The organism is Algoriphagus boseongensis, assembly GCF_004362805.1.
GTDB lineage: Bacteria > Bacteroidota > Bacteroidia > Cytophagales > Cyclobacteriaceae > Algoriphagus > Algoriphagus boseongensis.
In genome coordinates this window covers 50,170-67,406 of sequence record NZ_SNYF01000011.1, presented here as the reverse complement: position 1 = coordinate 67,406, position 17,237 = coordinate 50,170, and the positions used below count along the sequence as shown (strand labels likewise).

Below are 17,237 nucleotides of genomic sequence, written 5' to 3'. Positions count from 1 at the left end.
AACCTCTCCATTTCTGGAGAGGTTTGGGTAGAACTTTTTGGACTTTAGGCTTCTTTATCCAACTTTCTATTGACAAAGAAACTGGTGACTAATCCCAAGCCTGCAAAGATGAAAATAGAGGCTGGGTAGGCCACATCTTCTTCCATTCCGGATTGCTCAAGCATGGCACCTACTAATACACCGAGCCCAATGCCTATCGCCAATAGTGCTAAGTTGAGGACAATAGAGCCAAAGCCCTTCTTTTTTCCGGTATTAAAAAGGGATGCGTCTGCGCCTTTTTCGATCAAAGCCAAACGCTCCTTATTCCTTGTAGTAAGGTACACATAGGAAACTCCGAAGATTGCGGAGAAAATAATAAGCGGTATTAAAATTTCAGATTGCATAAATTTTTCGATTTGTTTTCCATTGGATGCGACCTAAAACCAAAAGGTTACAGGTTTTAAAAAATTCTTGTAACTTTTTTATCCTGTCTGGCATCTAATGGATAGCATGCAACAAAAAGACGATCAGTATTACCTTGAGCAAACCCGAAAGGGAGATCTGCAGGCATTCTCTGTGCTCGTAGGAAAATATGAAAAGATGGTCTTCACCTTATGTCTTCGCATGCTAAAAATCAGAGAGGAGGCAGAAGAAGCCGCCCAGGATAGTTTTATCAAAGTCTATCAGCATCTTTCCAGCTTTAAAGGAGATTCCAAATTCAGCACTTGGCTTTACAAAATCACCTATCATGAATGTCTTGGGAAATTGCGGAAGAAAAAAATTCATTTTGAATTAAATGAGGAGATCACCCCAGAGGATGAAAACCATATCCATTGGGAAAATGGATTGGAAATTTTGGTAAAAGAGGAAAGAGAAAAAGCAATTCGAAAAGCAATTGAAAGTTTATCTTCCAATGAGGCAGCAGTAATTACGCTATTCTATATGGACGAGCTATCTATTAAAGAAATTTCAGCGATTACCTCTTTATCAGAATCCAATATTAAAGTAGTCTTACATAGAGGCAGAAAAAACCTTACCAAGACCCTACTTGACTTATCTGAAAAAAAATTAGTAGATATAAAATGAAAACTACACCTAATAAAGAATTTGATCCACTTGCTTCTTGGATTAAAGAAGCGGGGCTAGAATCTCCAAGTTCTGAATTTTCCTCAAGGTTGATTCAAAAAATAAGTAGTTTGCCCAAAGTTGAATACAAACCTGTCATCTCACCTTTTGGATGGAAGCTTATCTTAGGCTATATAGGAATTCTATTTTTGGCGGTAAGTATTTTCTCTCCTTCTGAAAAATCAAATGATATCTTATGGAATAAAGTACCTTCTATAAAAATGCCTCAGATTTCTTTAGAGTTTTTATCCTTCAATTTTCCATCTTTAGAATTATCACAAAATCTAGTATTTGGAATCCTGACTTTTATTGGGATGAGTATAATTTCAATCTGGTTTAACTATAAAAATAGAATAGCATAAAATAAAAAAAAGGCAGCAAAAGCTGCCTTTTTTTATTAGACAAGCTACAATTACCCTCTAAGCCAATTGATAAAAGTCTGGTATCCAACTCCAATTTCTCTAGCAAAAGCAGCCTTTGTCTTTTTACCTGCAGCTTCAACTTTCTTCCACTCTGCTACAATTTTATTTTTTTCTGAATCAGAAAAAGATCTTCTTTTGCCTCCTCCTTTGGAAGAAGAGCCTCCACTTAAGGCAGCAATAAGATCATTAAGATCGTTTACAAATTTGTTGTCAGTAAGGAATAATCCAGCCGCTTCCAATTTCTTAATTACTTCATCCTTTGGATTAACAGGAGTTACCGCAATTCCTCTTGCAGCCGCTTCGTGAAGATCAATTTTCTTACCTTCAGCCGTTACATAAATAAATCCATCAGACTTTTTAAGATCTACAATAGATTCTTTAATTAGCTCTCTCATATTTTTTTGGGGTTTATTAAAAACAATATTTTCGCAATTTAAAAATTCCCTAGGAATACAAAATTTTATACAAGGATTTTATTTTATAAAAATTGAAAAAACATGATTTTATCAAAGCATTCTAAAAAATCGTATGGCATTAATCTATTTCAATTAGGCTAAATCATATACTTATCAAAATACTGACTGACTCAAATAAAAAGCCATGATGGTAATTATATTAATTTTTAAAAGAGAATTTAACACCTAGGATTTTTACTTTTTTTGATTGTCCAGAAAGTTACCAGAAGGATTAGTTATTCCAAAAATCCAAGAATCACCCCAATTCAATCAGGAAAATTCCCTAATTTTGAATCCCATAAGAATCCAACCAAAAATCAGCTCCGCCTAGTTTCTTATGGCCCCATCCACCAAGTACATTTTCATCACCGGAGGTGTTACCTCATCCTTAGGTAAAGGAATCATCGCCGCTTCTTTAGGGAAACTCCTGCAATCCAGAGGTTTCAGTGTTACCATCCAAAAGTTTGATCCCTATTTAAATATTGATCCGGGAACACTCAATCCCTACGAACATGGGGAATGCTATGTGACTGAAGATGGAGCTGAAACTGACTTAGATCTAGGACATTACGAGCGTTTTCTCAATGTCCCTACTTCTCAAAGCAATAACATCACTACTGGTAGAATTTACAACAACGTAATTACCAAAGAGAGAAAAGGAGAATTTCTTGGCAAAACCGTTCAGGTCATTCCTCACATTACGGATGAAATCAAGAGTAATTTTTACAAACTAGGACAGGAAGGAAAATTTGATGTAGTCATCACTGAAATCGGAGGATGCGTAGGTGATATTGAATCTTTACCATTTATCGAAGCAGTCCGTCAAGCCAGATGGGATCTAGGCCCAGGTAATTTTCTAGTAATTCATCTGACTTTGATTCCCTACTTAAAGGCCGCCAAAGAACTTAAAACAAAACCTACCCAGCATTCAGTAAAACAATTGTTGGAAGCAGGTATTCAGCCTGATATTCTAGTTTGTCGTACAGAGCACCATCTTCCCCAAGAAGTGAAAAAGAAATTGGCTCTTTTCTGCAACGTTCAATTGAACAGCGTAATTGAAGCAATGGACGCGGAATCGATCTATGATGTTCCGCTTTTGATGAAAAAGGAAAAATTGGACGAGCGAGTATTAAGTAAATTGAAGCTTCCCTCCAAAACCAATACGGACCTTGAAAACTGGAAGGATTTTTTGGGCAAACTTAAAAATCCAACCCAGGAAGTAACCATAGGATTGATCGGTAAATATGTATCTCTTCCAGATTCTTACAAATCGATTATTGAGTCGTTTACCCATGCCGGAGCATCAGTTGAATGTCAGGTCAATCTTAAACTCATTTCCTCTGAGGAATTGAATGTGGACAATGTAAAATCAAAACTCTCAGAATTGGATGGGATTTTAGTTGCCCCGGGATTTGGAGAAAGAGGTTTTGAAGGAAAAATCGAAACAGTAAAATATGCCCGAACCAATAATATTCCATTCTTTGGAATCTGTTTGGGAATGCAGGTAGCCGTTATCGAATTCGCTAGAAATGTAGTCGGACTTGAGGGAGCAAACTCCACTGAAATGGATCCAAAAACCCCTCACCCAGTGATCGCTTTGATGGAAGAGCAAAAGAAAATCGATCAAATGGGTGGAACTATGCGTTTGGGTTCGTATGCTTGCGAGCTCAAAAAATCAAGCAAAGCTTATGCTGCCTATGGTAAGTCAAAAATTCAGGAGCGCCATAGACATAGATATGAATTCAACAATGCGTATCTGGAAAGTATTGAAGCCAAAGGAATGATTGCTACCGGGAAAAACCCTGAAACAGGTTTGGTAGAAATTATTGAAATCAAAAACCATCCATGGTTTGTTGGCGTTCAGTTTCATCCAGAATACAAAAGTACTGTGCTAAATCCACAGCCACTTTTTGTGAAATTCATTCAAGCTGCGATCGAGAACAAATTGAAATAAACTAACATCCCATTTTAGTTGGGATCACAAGTATACTTATGGATAGAAACCAAGCGACCGGACTGATTTTATTTGCGGCGGTCATTTTAATTTATTCGATTTTTTTCGCTTCAGGACCTGAAACCCCTGTTGTGGATGAAAATCAAGCTCAAACAGAACAGGAGTCTATTTCTTCAGCCATTGACGGAAGTTCTGCAGTTGTAGAGACTCCAATTGAATTGGTGGATTCCCTTCGAGCTTCCAAGTTTGGGGTTTTGGCTCCTTTAACTGTTGGAGAAGCAAAAGTTGTGGTTTTGGAAAATGAGCAAGTGAAAATCACTTTCTCCACCAAAGGAGCTGCAATTAAAGAAGTTCAATTAAAGGAATATGAAAGTTGGAAAGGAGAACCTCTCCTTTTACTAAGTGAAGAAAGCTCAAATCTTTCCGAATCCATCACTACAAGATTTGGAGAATTTAATCTAACCGATTTCTACTTCACTCCATCGCTAAATTCTACTCCAGGTGAGGAAGGGACAATCCATGAATTGACTTTTACTGCCCAAACCGAATCTGGTGCAATCAAGCAGACTTTTACTCTCAATGACGGAGAATATGTCGTAAAGAAAAGTTTCGAAATCGAGAACTATCAAGGAGTATTTACCGGCAATGAGGTAAAACTTTCTTGGACCGACCAAGTAAAAGCACAGGAAAAAGATCTTGCAGAGTCCAGAAGAAAATCTCAAGTCAATTACTACCTGACTTCTGGAACCTATGAAAACCTTGGTGTAAGCGATGATACGGAAGAAGCAGCAGTTACCGAACCAGTAAAGTGGATTGGCTTTAGTCAGCGCTTTTTCACCGCTGGAATTATTGCTGAAAATGATTTCAAAAATGTAAATCTTACCCAAAGCACACCGGCTGACAGCTCAATTGTACGAACAATGGGCGCATCTTTCTCCGTACCTGTTGAAAATGGAAAATCAGCCTACTCCTTCTATTTCGGCCCAGACAAATACAAAACCCTCAAAAAGGTCACTGAAGGATTCGAGAAGAATGTGGACATGGGATATTTCTTTGTTAGCTGGGTTAACAAATACATTGTTGTTCACCTGTTTGAGTTTCTGGAAAAATACTTCAGCAACTATGGAATCATTATTATCATCATTGTCTTCCTGATCAAGCTTGCGCTATCTCCACTGACCTATAAGTCCTACATCGGCATGGCCAAAATGAGAGTAATCAAGCCGGAAATCGATGAACTCAAGGAAAAATTCGGAGATGATCCTACCAAGATGCAACAGGAACAAATGAAGCTCTTCTCTCAACTTGGAGTGAGCCCAATTTCAGGCTGTTTGCCGCTTTTGCTTCAGATGCCATTCTTGTTTGCGATGTTCTTCTTTTTCCCTAATTCGATAGAACTGAGACAGGAATCCTTCCTTTGGGCGAAAGACCTTTCCACCTACGATGAATTTTTCAAGCTGCCATTTACCATTCCTTTTTATGGATCTCATGTCAGTTTGTTCACCTTATTGATGACTGTTTCTCAGATTATTTACACACACTTTAATAATCAATTGACAACGGCTACAGGTCCAATGAAAAACTTGGGCTACATCATGCCAGTGATGTTTATGTTCATCCTTAACTCCTATCCGGCAGGTTTGAGTTTCTACTATTTCGTTTCCAACGTGTTCACATTTGGTCAACAAGCTTTGATCAAATTATTCGTAGACGACACGAAAATCCGTCAGAAAGTAGAAGAGAATAAGGCTAAGAACGTCAACAAAAAGAAGTCAAAATTTCAGCAAAGATTGGAAGATGCGATGAAAGCCGCAGATGCCAACAAGAAGAAGTAAGATTAAACAGGGAGCTTTTCGGAGCTCCTTGTTTTTTGCCATAAACTGACTGAAAAGAATTTTCAACAAATCTATTCCTTTCTGATTTACAGTTTTTTAACCTTTTTTCACTCCTAGGGGTACCCAAAAAAAGGTCAGGTATACCAAGGAAAAGACCTGAATTTGTTTAATATTGAAGTCCAAATACCCTTTGAATTAACATGGGAAAAATTATTGCCATCGCCAACCAAAAAGGCGGGGTTGGAAAAACTACCACTGCAATGAATCTTGCCGCGAGTTTGGCGATCCTGGAGTATAAAACTCTGGTGATCGACGCCGACCCGCAGGCAAACACAACTTCTGGTTTGGGACATGATCCCAAGTCGGTAGAAACTAGCATCTACGAATGCATGGTGGAAAACATTCCTGTGAAAGATATCATCCACAAAACAAATATTGATCATCTAGACCTAGTACCCTCCCACATTGATTTGGTAGGTGCTGAAGTGGAAATGATCAATATGGACAATAGGGAAGAAAAGATGAAGGAGGTAATCAGTCCTGTAAAGGAAGATTACGATTTTATCATTATCGATTGCTCCCCTTCACTTGGACTGATTACCATCAATGCCCTTACTGCGGCCAATTCGGTTATTATTCCAGTTCAATGTGAATATTTCGCATTAGAGGGTTTGGGAAAATTATTGAATACCATCAAGATTATTCAAACTCGCCTCAACCCCGAATTGGAAATTGAGGGCATTTTGTTAACCATGTACGATGTGCGTCTTCGTCTTTCCAATCAAGTGGTAGAAGAAGTGAAGATCCACTTCAAAAACATGGTTTTTGATACGATTATCCCTAGAAACGTTAGGCTTTCGGAAGCACCGAGTTTTGGAATGCCTGCGATTGCTTTTGACGCAGAAGGAAAAGGTGCGATAGCCTATCTTAATTTGGCAGGAGAAATCGCTCAAAAAAATGGATTCCAAAAAGTGAACAATTGAAATTATGTCTGATTCAAAACCCAACAAAAAAAGCGTATTAGGAAGAGGGCTTGGGGCTCTTTTGCAGGACAGTCCTGCCAAGGGAAAATCAGACGAAATTCTACCTGAAGTATCAAAAGCTGGAATTTTTGAAATTTCTCTAGAAGAGATTCAGGTTAACCCCTTCCAGCCCAGAACTCATTTTGACAAGGACGCGCTAGAGGAATTGGCAGAGTCCATTCGAGTGCAAGGAATAATTCAACCCATTACAGTTCGCAAGCTTGCTCCCAATGAATATCAATTGATTTCTGGAGAAAGACGTTTTCAAGCCTCTAAAATTGCCGGATTAAAGCAGATCCCTGCTTATGTCCGAACTGCCAATGACCAGCAAATGCTGGAAATGGCATTGATCGAAAACATCCAAAGAGAAAATCTAAACGCCCTGGAAATCGCCCATTCCTACCAAAGACTTCTTGCAGAATGTAATTTGAAGCAAGAGGAATTGGGAGATAGAGTTGGGAAAAACCGGACTACCGTAAATAATTACCTGCGTTTACTTAAGCTCCCTCCCACTATTCAAGCAGCCATCCGTGACCAGCAAATTTCAATGGGTCATGCGAGAGCCTTGATCAATGTGGAAAATGTGGAAAAGCAACTTTCCATTTTCAAAAAAGCTGTAGAAGAAGAACTCAGCGTAAGAAAAGTAGAAGCTTTGGTTAAATCCTTGAATGAAGGCAAATCTAAAAAGGAAGAAAAATCCCCTGGACTTGACCCGGTAAGGAAATACGAAATGAACAAAATCCAGCAGAGGCTGGCTTCTCATTTCGGAACCAAGGTAGCTCTCAAATCAAACGACAGAAATAAGGGTGAAATCAAAATCCCTTTTAATTCAGCCTCAGATCTCAACAGGATTCTAGAAATCCTCGAACTCATCTAAACTTGAAATTCAACGGCTTCCATACTCTTGGAAAACAAAAGACCCCGTGGATTCTCATGGGGCTTTTGCTTTTGTCCATTTTCTGGACGTTGCCGGGCTTTTCCCAAACTCAAAATCCTCCTCAGGTAACTCAAACCGAAACCCCAAAAAAGAAGATTGATTACTCTAGTCTTCCTAAAAACCCAAGAAAAGCTACCATCCTTTCGGCAGTTTTACCTGGAGCAGGTCAAGTATACAATGGAAAGGCATGGAAAGTACCCATCCTTTATGCAGGATTTATGACAGACATCTACTTCATCGGATACAATAACAAGAGATATCAAACCTTTATCGATGCACTCAATGCCTTCGATGAAGGTGACAATTCCCAATTTCCTTCCCTAAACAGGGATGCCTTAGTGAGAAATGTGGATTACTGGAGACAAAACAGGGACTTTACTATTTTGCTTTTATTCGGAATCTATGCATTAAATATCATCGATGCGAATGTCGATGCGCACTTGTCCGGTTTTGATATCAGCGATGACTTGGCACTTAAAATAGAACCTAGTTTGGAATCTTTTTCCGCATCAAATAATCTTGTGGGACTTTCTTTAAAACTTCAATTTAAATAATGAATATTTTACTTCTCGGCTACGGAAAAATGGGAAAAATTATCGGGGAAATCGCAGAATCCCGAGGCCATTTCCTTGCCGGAAAAATCAACTTAGAAAACATCTCTGAGCTTGAAAAAATCAACCCTGCCGACGTAGATGTGGTGATTGAATTCAGCCAACCTGAATCCGCTTTGGGAAATATCACTTGGGCTATCGAAAGGGGAATTCCAGTAGTCTCCGGGACAACCGGATGGCTGGAACACTTGCCTGAAGTGAGCAAATTGACGCAAGAGAAAAACGGAGCATTCTTTTATGCCTCTAATTATAGCATCGGGGTCAATATCTTCTTTAAAGTGAATGAATTTTTGGCCAAGTTGATGAATGAAACTTCTGGATATCAAGTGGCTATCGAGGAAATTCATCATACCCAGAAAAAAGATGCTCCTTCCGGGACCGCGATTACTTTGGCCGAGGGAATAATCCAGAATTTGGATGTTAAAACTCAATGGAATTTAACCGGACAAATGGCCGATTCCGAACAGTCAGTCCCGATCACTTCCAAACGAATTGATCCAGCGCCTGGAACACATATTATTACTTATTCCTCTGATATTGACACCATTGAAATTTCCCACACCGCACATAGCAGAATGGGATTTGCCCTTGGCGCAGTTTTGGTGGCTGAGTGGATAAAAAACAAAAAAGGCGTACTTTCAATGAACGATTTTCTTTCCTTTTGATCAAATTTGAAAAATGAGTAAAGCAAAAAATAAAAAATCCCCGGCAAGGGAATGGGTTGATGCCTTGGTTTTTGCAGTCGTTGCAGCCAGTTTAATCCGATGGTTACTTCTTGAGCCTTTTACTATTCCGACTGCTTCCATGGAAAAATCTCTTTTAGTAGGAGACTTTTTGTTTGTGAGCAAGATGCATTACGGAACCAGAATTCCTAAGACACCACTTCAGGTGCCTTTAACACACCAGAAGATTTGGGGAACTGAAATCCCATCTTATTCAGATGCGATTCAATTGCCATATTACAGACTTCCCGGTTTGAGTAAAATTGAAAGGTATGACGTGGTTGTTTTCAACTACCCTGTTGAATTTCAATATCCTAATGACCTAAAAACTAACTATATCAAACGAGCAGTTGGAATCCCAGGAGACGTAATTGAGATTAAAAAAGGAGAACTATTTGTAAATGGGCAGGCTTCACCAAAACCTGAGGAAATGCAATATTCCTACGACCTGATTAGTAATAGACCATTGACTGCAGAATTCTTTGCTGACTATGGAATCAATCCAGAAAGTTTCTATGCATTTGCCAATGGGGCGGGCTATTTGATCTATGCTACTGACCAAATGGTGGAACGATTAAAATCTTCCCCTGTAGTCACTTCAATTACCAAAAGAATTTATACTGAAGGAGAAAGAGAACAAGGGCCTGAACTCTTCCCTCAAGGAATGGGAGTAGTTTGGAATAGAGATAATTATGGCCCCTTGTTAATTCCAGGTAAGGATCAAACTATGGAAATGACCCCTGAGAATGTGATCAAATATGCCTTTACCATTGAAAAATATGAAGGCCACGAATCAGTGGAGGTACGTGATGGACAGCTGTTCATTGATGGGCAAAAAGTAGATCAGTACACCTTTAAGCAAGATTACTATTTCATGATGGGCGATAATAGACACGATTCTCTTGATTCAAGATATTGGGGTTTTGTGCCAGAGGACCATGTGGTAGGAAAGGCCTGGTTCCTGTGGCTCTCACTGGATAAATACGAATCCATGTTCAATAAAATTCGATGGAACAGATTCTTCAAAGGAATTGAATAAAGCAAAAGGCCCGAAAAGGGCCTTTTTTTTACCATTTGATAGGTTCTAAACCTTTTGACTCCAAGTACTGATTTGCTTTTGAGAAATGCCCACAACCTAAAAATCCTCTATGGGCAGACAAAGGACTTGGGTGAGGAGCTTTCAAAATCAAATGCTTAGATGAGTCAATCAATTCCGCTTTTTTTTGAGCATAAGCTCCCCACAGCAAAAAAACCACTTGCTCTCGGGAAGCGCTGATAGTCTGAATCACTTTATCTGTAAAAATCTCCCAACCTTTATTTTGATGAGACCCAGCTTGATGAGCTCGTACTGTCAAGGTGGCATTGAGTAGAAACACTCCCTGATCCGCCCAGCTGGACAGGTCCCCATTTGGCGGCATGTCCTTCCCTAGGTCCTGCTTGATTTCTTTGAAAATATTTAAAAGACTGGGCGGAAAAGGAATTCCAGGCTTCACAGAAAACGAAAGTCCATGGGCCTGCCCGGGGCCATGGTAAGGATCTTGCCCCAAAATCACTACCTTAACTTTATCCAAGGGACAGTGCCAAAAGGCGTTAAAAATTTCTTTTCCTGGAGGGAAAACCTGTTGAGTACTATATTCGTCTTTAACGAAAGTTACCAGTTGATGGAAAAAATCTTGGGAAAAAACATCGATTAAAGCATTCTTCCAACTATCTTCAATTTTAACGTCCATTATTAATTTTTACAATTTATTATTCGGAAATTGTACTTTACTTTGTAAAATATGATTCATTCTATGGTTACAGCAGTTACAGAAGGAATCCAGGTAAGTGTAGAAGTTACCTACCAGGCTGAGTTTTCCAATCCTCATCAGCACCATTTTGTATTTACCTATCGGGTGACTATTGAAAATAAAAGTCAGCATACTTTTCAACTTATTTCCAGAAAATGGGAAATTTTTGATGCTGCCGAAAGTACAAAAATTGTTGAAGGAATGGGAGTCGTGGGCCAGCAACCTATTTTGGAACCGGGTGAATCACATACCTATGTTTCGGGCTGCAACTTGAAATCAGGACTTGGAAAAATGAAAGGATCTTACCTGATGGAAAAGGTCTACGATGGCAAGCAAATCCAAGTCGCAATTCCAGAATTTCAATTAATCGCGAATTTCTTCCACAATTAATTTGGCGGGAAAAGTCGATTTATTCTTGGCTTTCTTAAACTACTGGCTTCAAAAGGAAGATCAATATTCCCAACAATCGCCTTTTGTTTATACCATTTATTCCAGCCTTTTAAATTTTTTAAAAGACAATAAACTAGGTGATCCAGAAATAGAGTCTTTTAGAAAAACCCTGTTAACCAGTTCAGATTCAATTGAAGTCCTTGATTTAGGTGCCGGTTCTAAAAAGGTTCCACAACCAGTTCGAAGCATAAAATCCATTACAAAATACTCCACCAGTTCATCAAAATATGCTCAGATTTACCAGTTCTTTTGTGGACTAACTCCAAACACTACTGTAATCGAATTGGGCACCTGCATGGGAATCAGCACGAGATATCTTGCTAAATCAACATCGGGAAAAGTATATTCATTTGAAGGATCGGAGGAAATTTTAAAAATAGCTCAACAAGACCCTTTACCCAAAAACATTGAATTTCATATTGGCCCTATTGAATCGACTCTTCCAGAATTTTTGAAAAATACTGCATCCGTGGATTTTGCATTGATTGATGCAACTCACACGTATGAAGGGACTATTTCCTATTTCAATTTTTTAAAAGAAAGGGCTCATTCGAAAAGCATCTTTGCCCTTGGTGATATTCACTGGAGTAAAGAGATGGAAAAAGCTTGGGAACAAGTAAAAAAATCGCCTGAAGTAAGACTAACCTTTGATTTCTTCGAATGTGGTATCGTGTTTTTTGAAAATCCCGGACCCAAAAGCCATCTGATTTTATCTTGTTGATTTTTGAAGATTAATCCACCATTCGGAACCAGCTCGGGCAGGAATTGAATTCTTACATTCTTCGTAGGTATTGTATTTAAAAAATGGATCAAAGTATGTCCGATATTCCTTTTCTGACCCTCCAAAGGGAGGTCCAGGATTTTGAAAAATTCTATTGAATAATACCCCAACCAACTTTCCTTCAGGGTTAAGCAATTCATGCATTTTGCTGGCATATTTATTTCTAAGATTTGGATCCAGGGCACAGAAAAAAGTTTGCTCCAAAATCAAATCATATCGTCCATTGTGACTGAAAAAATCCTGATGGAACGTTTGAGATTCTGGAAAATCAGGATTCTTTTCTAAAAAATTATTAATTGGAATTTCTGAAATATCCAGCAAAAACACGTTTCTGAATCCCAATTCCCATGCTGCTTTTATTTCATGGGCATTACCGGCACCTGGAACGAGTAACTTGATATTCTTATTTTCAATTTGGCAAAGATATTGATAAATGGGTGTGGAGACGGAGCCGATGTCCCATCCAGTATAGCCTTGTTCATACCTGCTGGTCCAAAAGTTTTCGTCTAAATCAACCATGTCGTAAGCCCTTAATTAAATTTAAAATGAACACCAATTTCGAAAAGGATTCTAATCCTAAAAAAGATCAAAGCAAAAATATCATCATTATTGTTTTGGTACTTTTGGTCATTATCAGTGGTATTAAACTTTACACTGATTATGTTGACCGCACTAAAAAAACTGAAGAGATCTTATTGCTTTCCACCGAAAACAATGAACTCAACCAACGTCTTGATTCAGTAACCTATCAACTTGATCTCCGAATCAAAGAAATCGAGAAACTCGGAGGTGATGTCAAAGCATTGGAAGCAGTTCGCGATCAGATGATTGCTGAAAGAAATCAAAATAGACAGCGTTCAGCAGCTGAAATTGCTAATTTGAACAACAGAATCAACAACTTGAATAATCTGATCGCTCAGAAAGATCAAGAGATTTTGGAATTGAGAGCAGCAAACCAACAGCTTTTTGCTGAAAATCAAGATCTAAAAACTACTCAAGCTGAAATTGAAGAAGAAGTCGCTCAACTCAATATCCAAAAACAGGATCTTCAGGCCAAAGTGGATGTAGCATCTATGCTTAAAGCTGAGAATATCAATATTGCCGCTGTGAATTCTAGAGGGAAAGAAAGAGTAGAAACCACCAAAGATTTCAGAAACAGACAAATCGAAAGATTGAAAGTAAGCTTCAACTTAGCTGACAATAAAGTAGCTGAAAAAGGCCCAAGAAATATTTATGTTCAGATTCTTGACGCTAAAAACCAACCTATTTTCGATGTCGCTAAAGGCTCTGGTACCTTTATGATCAATGGTCAGGAGCAATTTTATACAGTAAAGCAAGACCTAATCTTCGACAACACCAATCAAGAATTGACCTTCTACTACGAAAAAGGATCTGACTACGCATCTGGAACCCATACGGTAAAAGTTTTCGTGGATAATTATCCAGCAGGAACCAAAACCTTCACGGTGAAATAAACCTTCTAGCTCCAATTTTTAAAAGACCTCCAAAAGAGGTCTTTTTTTATGGCCTTGGAGTTTTGTTTTCTGGAACTGTTTGGAATAAAGGCGATAATCCTCTACTTTTGCGGTCTGTTTATTCAAATTCCTTAAACACATTAAAAAAAATGTTCCAAAGAAGTTACGAGACGGTATTCATTTTAACTCCCGTTTTGTCTGAGATTCAGATGAAGGATACTGTCGACAAGTTTGTGAACTTGTTAAAAGAAGAGGGGGCAGATGTAATCAATGTGGAAAATTGGGGTCTAAAGAAGATGGCTTACACCATCGACAAAAAGACTACCGGTTTCTATGTACTAGTTGAGTTCAAAGCCGATCCAACAGTTATCAGAAAGTTTGAACTTGAGTTCAGACGTGACGAAAAAGTAATGAGATTCCTTACTACCGCTCTTGATAAGCATGCTATTGTTTATGCAGAGAGAAGAAGAAAAGGAGAATTTAACAAAAAAGTTGAAGCTAAGGAGGAGCAAGCCTAATGACACTAGTAAACGAACCTATCAACAGAGGCGAAATCAAGAAGAAATATTGCCGTTTCAAGAAGCATGGTATCAAGTATATCGACTACAAGGATCCAAACTTCCTTTTGAAATTCGTCAATGAGCAAGGTAAAATCCTTCCAAGAAGACTTACCGGTAACTCTGCGAAATACCAGAGAAAAGTAGCTCAGGCTATCAAAAAAGCAAGACATTTGGCTTTGTTGCCATTCGTAACCGATGGTTTGAAATAATTCGGTCTTGTATCGTTCAATCACAAAAGATCATTACAAATGGAAATCATATTAAAAACAGACATCAAAGGTCTTGGCTATAAAAATGATTTGGTAGACGTAAAGCCAGGATATGGCCGTAACTACCTAATCCCTCAAGGCTATGCAGTTTTGGCTACAGGCTCAAACAAGAAAATCCTTGCTGAAAACATCAAGCAAGCGGCTCACAAAGCTGAAAAGATCAAGACTGAAGCTGAGAACGTAGCAGCAAAACTTGCTGAACTTACTCTTGAAATCAAAGCCAAAATTGGTGATTCAGGAAAAATCTTCGGTAAAGTGACCACACTTCAGATTTCTGACGCACTAGCTGCTCAAGGAATTGACATTGACAGAAAGAAAATCGCTATCACTGTACCAGTTGAAGGTGCAGGCGAATTCACTGCTGATGTAGATCTTCACAGAGAAGTAAAAACTAAAGTTAAGTTTGTTGTTGTTGGAGAATAATCTACACAATAAATCATAGAAAAGGCCCGTGAATTAATATTCATGGGCCTTTCTTTTTGAATTGGTTTGAATGAATTAAGCTAAGGCTTTTTCGAAATCTTCAACCAATTTCTTAGCAACTGCCTTCGCATTTTTCTCTCTCGCTTCAGCAAAAGCAGCTAGTGCTTTACCACTTTTTTCAATAAGTCCAACTGGATTACTGTCATTTTTAAAGCTCACCCAGCACCAGCTAAGCTCAGAAGCTAATTCTGTTTGCTTAATTTTTTCCAGCTTTTCAACTACGCTTGGAATCACTTTTTCCATCTTTTCTACGTTCATAGCAGAATAATTTTTAAGGTTAGTTTTCAAAATATTAATCAAAACAAGACATTTTTTTTCATTTTATCAACATAGACAGGTTATTTTTATAAAAACAGCAAATTTCAATCGATTTCGAACCTATAATTTTAGCAATCCTCTCCCCTTTGAGATAAAATTTCATCCAGAAAGCCAGTTAAAAATTTCTTACTGAGTTCAAGCATTTTATACAATCCTCAAAAAATTGTTTGGTGAAGGGTTTGGAAAAAAAACACCATAACTCTACCTTTGTGACACTTTAAAAGAATCTAAAGAGATTCTTTAACAAATTGATCCATGGTGTAACTGGCAACACGTCTGATTTTGGTTCAGAAGAGTCTAGGTTCGAGCCCTAGTGGATCAACAAAAGCCTTCCAAATTGGAAGGCTTTTTTATTTCAAGACTTTTTTGATTCGGCTTTCCAAAGTCGAAGTCTATAGGAATTCATTGCAAATTCCCCCAAATGCTCCGTAAGCCTATAATTAGCAATAGCTCCAACCGGAGCACCGATAATCGGCACTAATTGAGCAAGTTTTGCAAGATCAATGTAATCTCGGTAGTCTAGTTGAAACGTTTTCCAGTCAAATTGATCCAAGCTATCCGGAAGTTCAGTCCTGAAACTTTCCCAATTTTCTATCAATCCTATGAGCTCATTCCTCCTTGTCTGACTGGAAAATGCCAATTGAAAAACATACAATAAAAAGAGTCTTTCCTGATAATCCTTTGTATCAATTCCGTAAAGGGCTGCAATATCAAAAAGCATTTTCACCTTAATGGTGAGAAACGCAGGAAAATCCGCTAGTCCGAGCAAAATCCCGCCGGCTCCGGTAAGTCCACCTTCTACCGAAGCAGTATTCCGATACCACTTGATTCTTTTTCTAACTCGATCTTCTCTTTCCTTAAATGAGATTTCTCCTTTAGTTTTTGGGATAATCCAACTTGAACCCGTCAAAACCGCCTTTACCATATTTTCAATGGCAACAGAAATTGCTTTGTGAACCTTCTCAGGAATGATTGAATTGATCTTTTGCTGCGTTCCGTGAGTCAACCTACTCCAAAGTCCGGGAGGTTTTTTCATTTTTAACAACCAAACCATCAATTCGGCTTCCACATAGTTGGGGTAATTATCCATTCAGCATTTTTATAAGCTTCAATTAAACTTAATGTGTAATTTCCTGTTTATCCCAATGATTCAACCTTAAATCCTACAAACAATGTATAAAGCAATCTTTTCTATTTTGCTTCTTAGCGGATTTGGCTTTTTCTTTTTAGAAAATAAGCCAGAATCCATAGACCCATTTGCCTCCATCACGGTTTGCCATACTCCTTCAGATGACATGGCACAATTCGTGAATGCACCTGGCTTTGCTTCATTCCACCCTTCACCAGTAGAATTTGAATTCATTGGAAAAGGTGAAATGACTGATTTCCCTACTCCAGATGGAGGTACGGCAAAAGGATATCTCATCAAAGCAAACGGACCTTCAAACCAATGGTTGTTTGTCTATCAGGAATGGTGGGGACTAAATGATCACATCAAGCAACAAGCCGAGGTCTTCTATGATGACTTGGGCGGAAAGGTAAATGTCATCGCTTTGGATATGTACGACGGCAAAGTGACCTCGAATCCTCAGGAAGCAGGTCAATTTATGCAATCTGTCAAAGAAGAAAGACTTGAAAGTATTGTAGCTGGAGCGAAAAATCTAGCTGGAACCAACGCAAAAATTGCCAACGTTGGCTGGTGCTTCGGAGGATCATGGTCTTTGAAATCTGCACTTTTAAATGGCAATCAAACCATCGGCTCGGTAATGTATTATGGAATGCCTGTTCGGGATGTTGAAAAGCTGAAGACGCTTAATTCTGACGTATTGGGCTTGTTTGCTACTGAGCAATACATTTCTGAGGAGGTCATCAAGGATTTTGCTGACAAAATGAATCAGGCTGGCAAGAAACTGACTTACAAAATTTTCCCAGCAGTTCATGGATTTTCAAATCCAAGCAATCCAAAATATGATGAGGCAGCGAGTAAAGAGGCCTACGGAATGGCAATCGAATATCTCAGAGAAAAATTTGGAGAGTAATTTCGCCGAA

General features: G+C 38.5%; 22 protein-coding genes and 1 tRNA gene. 17 read left to right on the top strand and 6 right to left on the bottom strand.

Translation table 11 applies throughout. The features are described 5' to 3' along the window. Positions 1-44: 44 nt before the first annotated feature. A complete protein-coding gene (locus DFQ04_RS17715) occupies positions 45-383 on the bottom strand; it encodes a DUF6249 domain-containing protein (protein WP_133558367.1) in 339 nt (112 codons plus the stop codon). Positions 384-489: 106 nt separating this feature from the next. Between DFQ04_RS17715 and DFQ04_RS17710 the strand changes: the two genes are divergently transcribed. After that, positions 490-1,065, top strand: coding sequence for an RNA polymerase sigma factor (locus tag DFQ04_RS17710; protein WP_166637324.1), 576 nt, complete (start codon positions 490-492; stop codon positions 1,063-1,065). Next, entirely contained in the window at positions 1,062-1,466 is a 405-nt protein-coding gene (locus tag DFQ04_RS17705) for a hypothetical protein (RefSeq protein ID WP_133558363.1), read from the top strand. Before DFQ04_RS17710 ends, DFQ04_RS17705 begins: the two co-directional genes overlap by 4 nt. 50 nt (positions 1,467-1,516) lie before the next feature. On the opposite strand, the gene DFQ04_RS17700 is transcribed toward DFQ04_RS17705, so the two are convergent. Next, a complete protein-coding gene (locus DFQ04_RS17700) occupies positions 1,517-1,921 on the bottom strand; it encodes a hypothetical protein (RefSeq protein WP_133558361.1) in 405 nt (134 codons plus the stop codon). 397 nt (positions 1,922-2,318) lie between these two features. On the opposite strand from DFQ04_RS17700, the gene DFQ04_RS17695 reads away from it, so the two are divergent. From DFQ04_RS17695 to lepB, 7 genes are all read left to right on the top strand, one after another. After that, positions 2,319-3,935, top strand: coding sequence for a CTP synthase (locus tag DFQ04_RS17695; protein WP_133558359.1), 1,617 nt, complete (start codon positions 2,319-2,321; stop codon positions 3,933-3,935). 38 nt (positions 3,936-3,973) lie between these two features. Beyond that, the gene (gene yidC / locus DFQ04_RS17690; protein ID WP_133558357.1) at positions 3,974-5,770 is read left to right on the top strand and encodes a membrane protein insertase YidC; all 1,797 of its coding nucleotides are present in this window, start codon (positions 3,974-3,976) and stop codon (positions 5,768-5,770) included. A 200-nt stretch (positions 5,771-5,970) separates the two neighbouring features. Next, positions 5,971-6,753, top strand: coding sequence for a ParA family protein (locus DFQ04_RS17685; RefSeq protein WP_133558355.1), 783 nt, complete (start codon positions 5,971-5,973; stop codon positions 6,751-6,753). Between the two features lie 4 nt (positions 6,754-6,757). Beyond that, positions 6,758-7,669: a ParB/RepB/Spo0J family partition protein gene (locus DFQ04_RS17680; protein ID WP_133558353.1), complete on the top strand. Its 912-nt coding sequence runs from the start codon at positions 6,758-6,760 to the stop codon at positions 7,667-7,669. Positions 7,670-7,671: 2 nt separating this feature from the next. Next, entirely contained in the window at positions 7,672-8,283 is a 612-nt protein-coding gene (locus tag DFQ04_RS17675) for a DUF5683 domain-containing protein (RefSeq protein WP_243739714.1), read from the top strand. Then, entirely contained in the window at positions 8,283-9,005 is a 723-nt protein-coding gene (gene dapB / locus DFQ04_RS17670) for a 4-hydroxy-tetrahydrodipicolinate reductase (RefSeq protein ID WP_133558351.1), read from the top strand. The genes DFQ04_RS17675 and dapB overlap by 1 nt, the downstream gene beginning before the upstream one ends. Positions 9,006-9,018: 13 nt before the next feature. Continuing rightward, positions 9,019-10,101, top strand: a complete 1,083-nt coding sequence (gene lepB / locus DFQ04_RS17665) for a signal peptidase I (protein WP_133558349.1) — start codon at positions 9,019-9,021, stop codon at positions 10,099-10,101. Positions 10,102-10,129: 28 nt separating this feature from the next. Here the strand turns inward: lepB and ung are convergent, their stop codons facing one another. After that, the gene (gene ung / locus DFQ04_RS17660; protein ID WP_133558347.1) at positions 10,130-10,792 is read right to left on the bottom strand and encodes a uracil-DNA glycosylase; all 663 of its coding nucleotides are present in this window, start codon (positions 10,790-10,792) and stop codon (positions 10,130-10,132) included. A 63-nt stretch (positions 10,793-10,855) separates the two neighbouring features. Between ung and apaG the strand changes: the two genes are divergently transcribed. After that, positions 10,856-11,242 carry a Co2+/Mg2+ efflux protein ApaG gene (gene apaG, locus DFQ04_RS17655; RefSeq protein WP_133558457.1) on the top strand — a complete coding sequence of 129 codons (387 nt, stop codon included), beginning with the start codon at positions 10,856-10,858 and terminating at the stop codon, positions 11,240-11,242. 25 nt (positions 11,243-11,267) lie between these two features. After that, positions 11,268-12,023 carry an O-methyltransferase gene (locus DFQ04_RS17650; protein WP_243739713.1) on the top strand — a complete coding sequence of 252 codons (756 nt, stop codon included), beginning with the start codon at positions 11,268-11,270 and terminating at the stop codon, positions 12,021-12,023. On the opposite strand, the gene DFQ04_RS17645 is transcribed toward DFQ04_RS17650, so the two are convergent. Next, positions 12,012-12,602, bottom strand: a complete 591-nt coding sequence (locus DFQ04_RS17645; RefSeq protein ID WP_133558343.1) for a class I SAM-dependent methyltransferase — start codon at positions 12,600-12,602, stop codon at positions 12,012-12,014. The two genes, DFQ04_RS17650 and DFQ04_RS17645, sit on opposite strands and share 12 nt — an antisense overlap. A 26-nt stretch (positions 12,603-12,628) precedes the next feature. Between DFQ04_RS17645 and DFQ04_RS17640 the strand changes: the two genes are divergently transcribed. The 4 genes from DFQ04_RS17640 to rplI all read left to right on the top strand — a co-directional run bounded on the left by DFQ04_RS17640 (position 12,629) and on the right by rplI (position 14,810). Continuing rightward, a complete protein-coding gene (locus DFQ04_RS17640) occupies positions 12,629-13,558 on the top strand; it encodes a hypothetical protein (RefSeq protein ID WP_133558341.1) in 930 nt (309 codons plus the stop codon). Between the two features lie 149 nt (positions 13,559-13,707). Then, positions 13,708-14,076, top strand: a complete 369-nt coding sequence (gene rpsF / locus DFQ04_RS17635; RefSeq protein ID WP_133558339.1) for a 30S ribosomal protein S6 — start codon at positions 13,708-13,710, stop codon at positions 14,074-14,076. Next, on the top strand, positions 14,076-14,327 hold the full coding sequence (rpsR, locus tag DFQ04_RS17630; RefSeq protein WP_026953421.1) for a 30S ribosomal protein S18: 252 nt from the start codon (positions 14,076-14,078) through the stop codon (positions 14,325-14,327). The genes rpsF and rpsR overlap by 1 nt, the downstream gene beginning before the upstream one ends. Positions 14,328-14,366: 39 nt before the next feature. Then, positions 14,367-14,810: a 50S ribosomal protein L9 gene (gene rplI / locus DFQ04_RS17625; RefSeq protein WP_133558337.1), complete on the top strand. Its 444-nt coding sequence runs from the start codon at positions 14,367-14,369 to the stop codon at positions 14,808-14,810. Positions 14,811-14,885: 75 nt separating this feature from the next. Here the strand turns inward: rplI and DFQ04_RS17620 are convergent, their stop codons facing one another. Beyond that, positions 14,886-15,170, bottom strand: coding sequence for a hypothetical protein (locus tag DFQ04_RS17620; protein ID WP_317129614.1), 285 nt, complete (start codon positions 15,168-15,170; stop codon positions 14,886-14,888). Positions 15,171-15,437: 267 nt separating this feature from the next. Here DFQ04_RS17620 and DFQ04_RS17615 point away from each other — a divergent pair. Next, positions 15,438-15,510 (top strand) — tRNA-Gln (locus DFQ04_RS17615). A 33-nt stretch (positions 15,511-15,543) separates the two neighbouring features. Here the strand turns inward: DFQ04_RS17615 and DFQ04_RS17610 are convergent. Then, complete coding sequence (locus DFQ04_RS17610) at positions 15,544-16,278, bottom strand: EcsC family protein (RefSeq protein WP_133558335.1); 735 nt, start codon at positions 16,276-16,278, stop codon at positions 15,544-15,546. An 82-nt stretch (positions 16,279-16,360) separates the two neighbouring features. Between DFQ04_RS17610 and DFQ04_RS17605 the strand changes: the two genes are divergently transcribed. Then, positions 16,361-17,227 (top strand): dienelactone hydrolase family protein, encoded by an 867-nt coding sequence (locus tag DFQ04_RS17605; RefSeq protein WP_133558333.1) that lies wholly within the window; start codon positions 16,361-16,363, stop codon positions 17,225-17,227. Positions 17,228-17,237 lie beyond the last annotated feature (10 nt).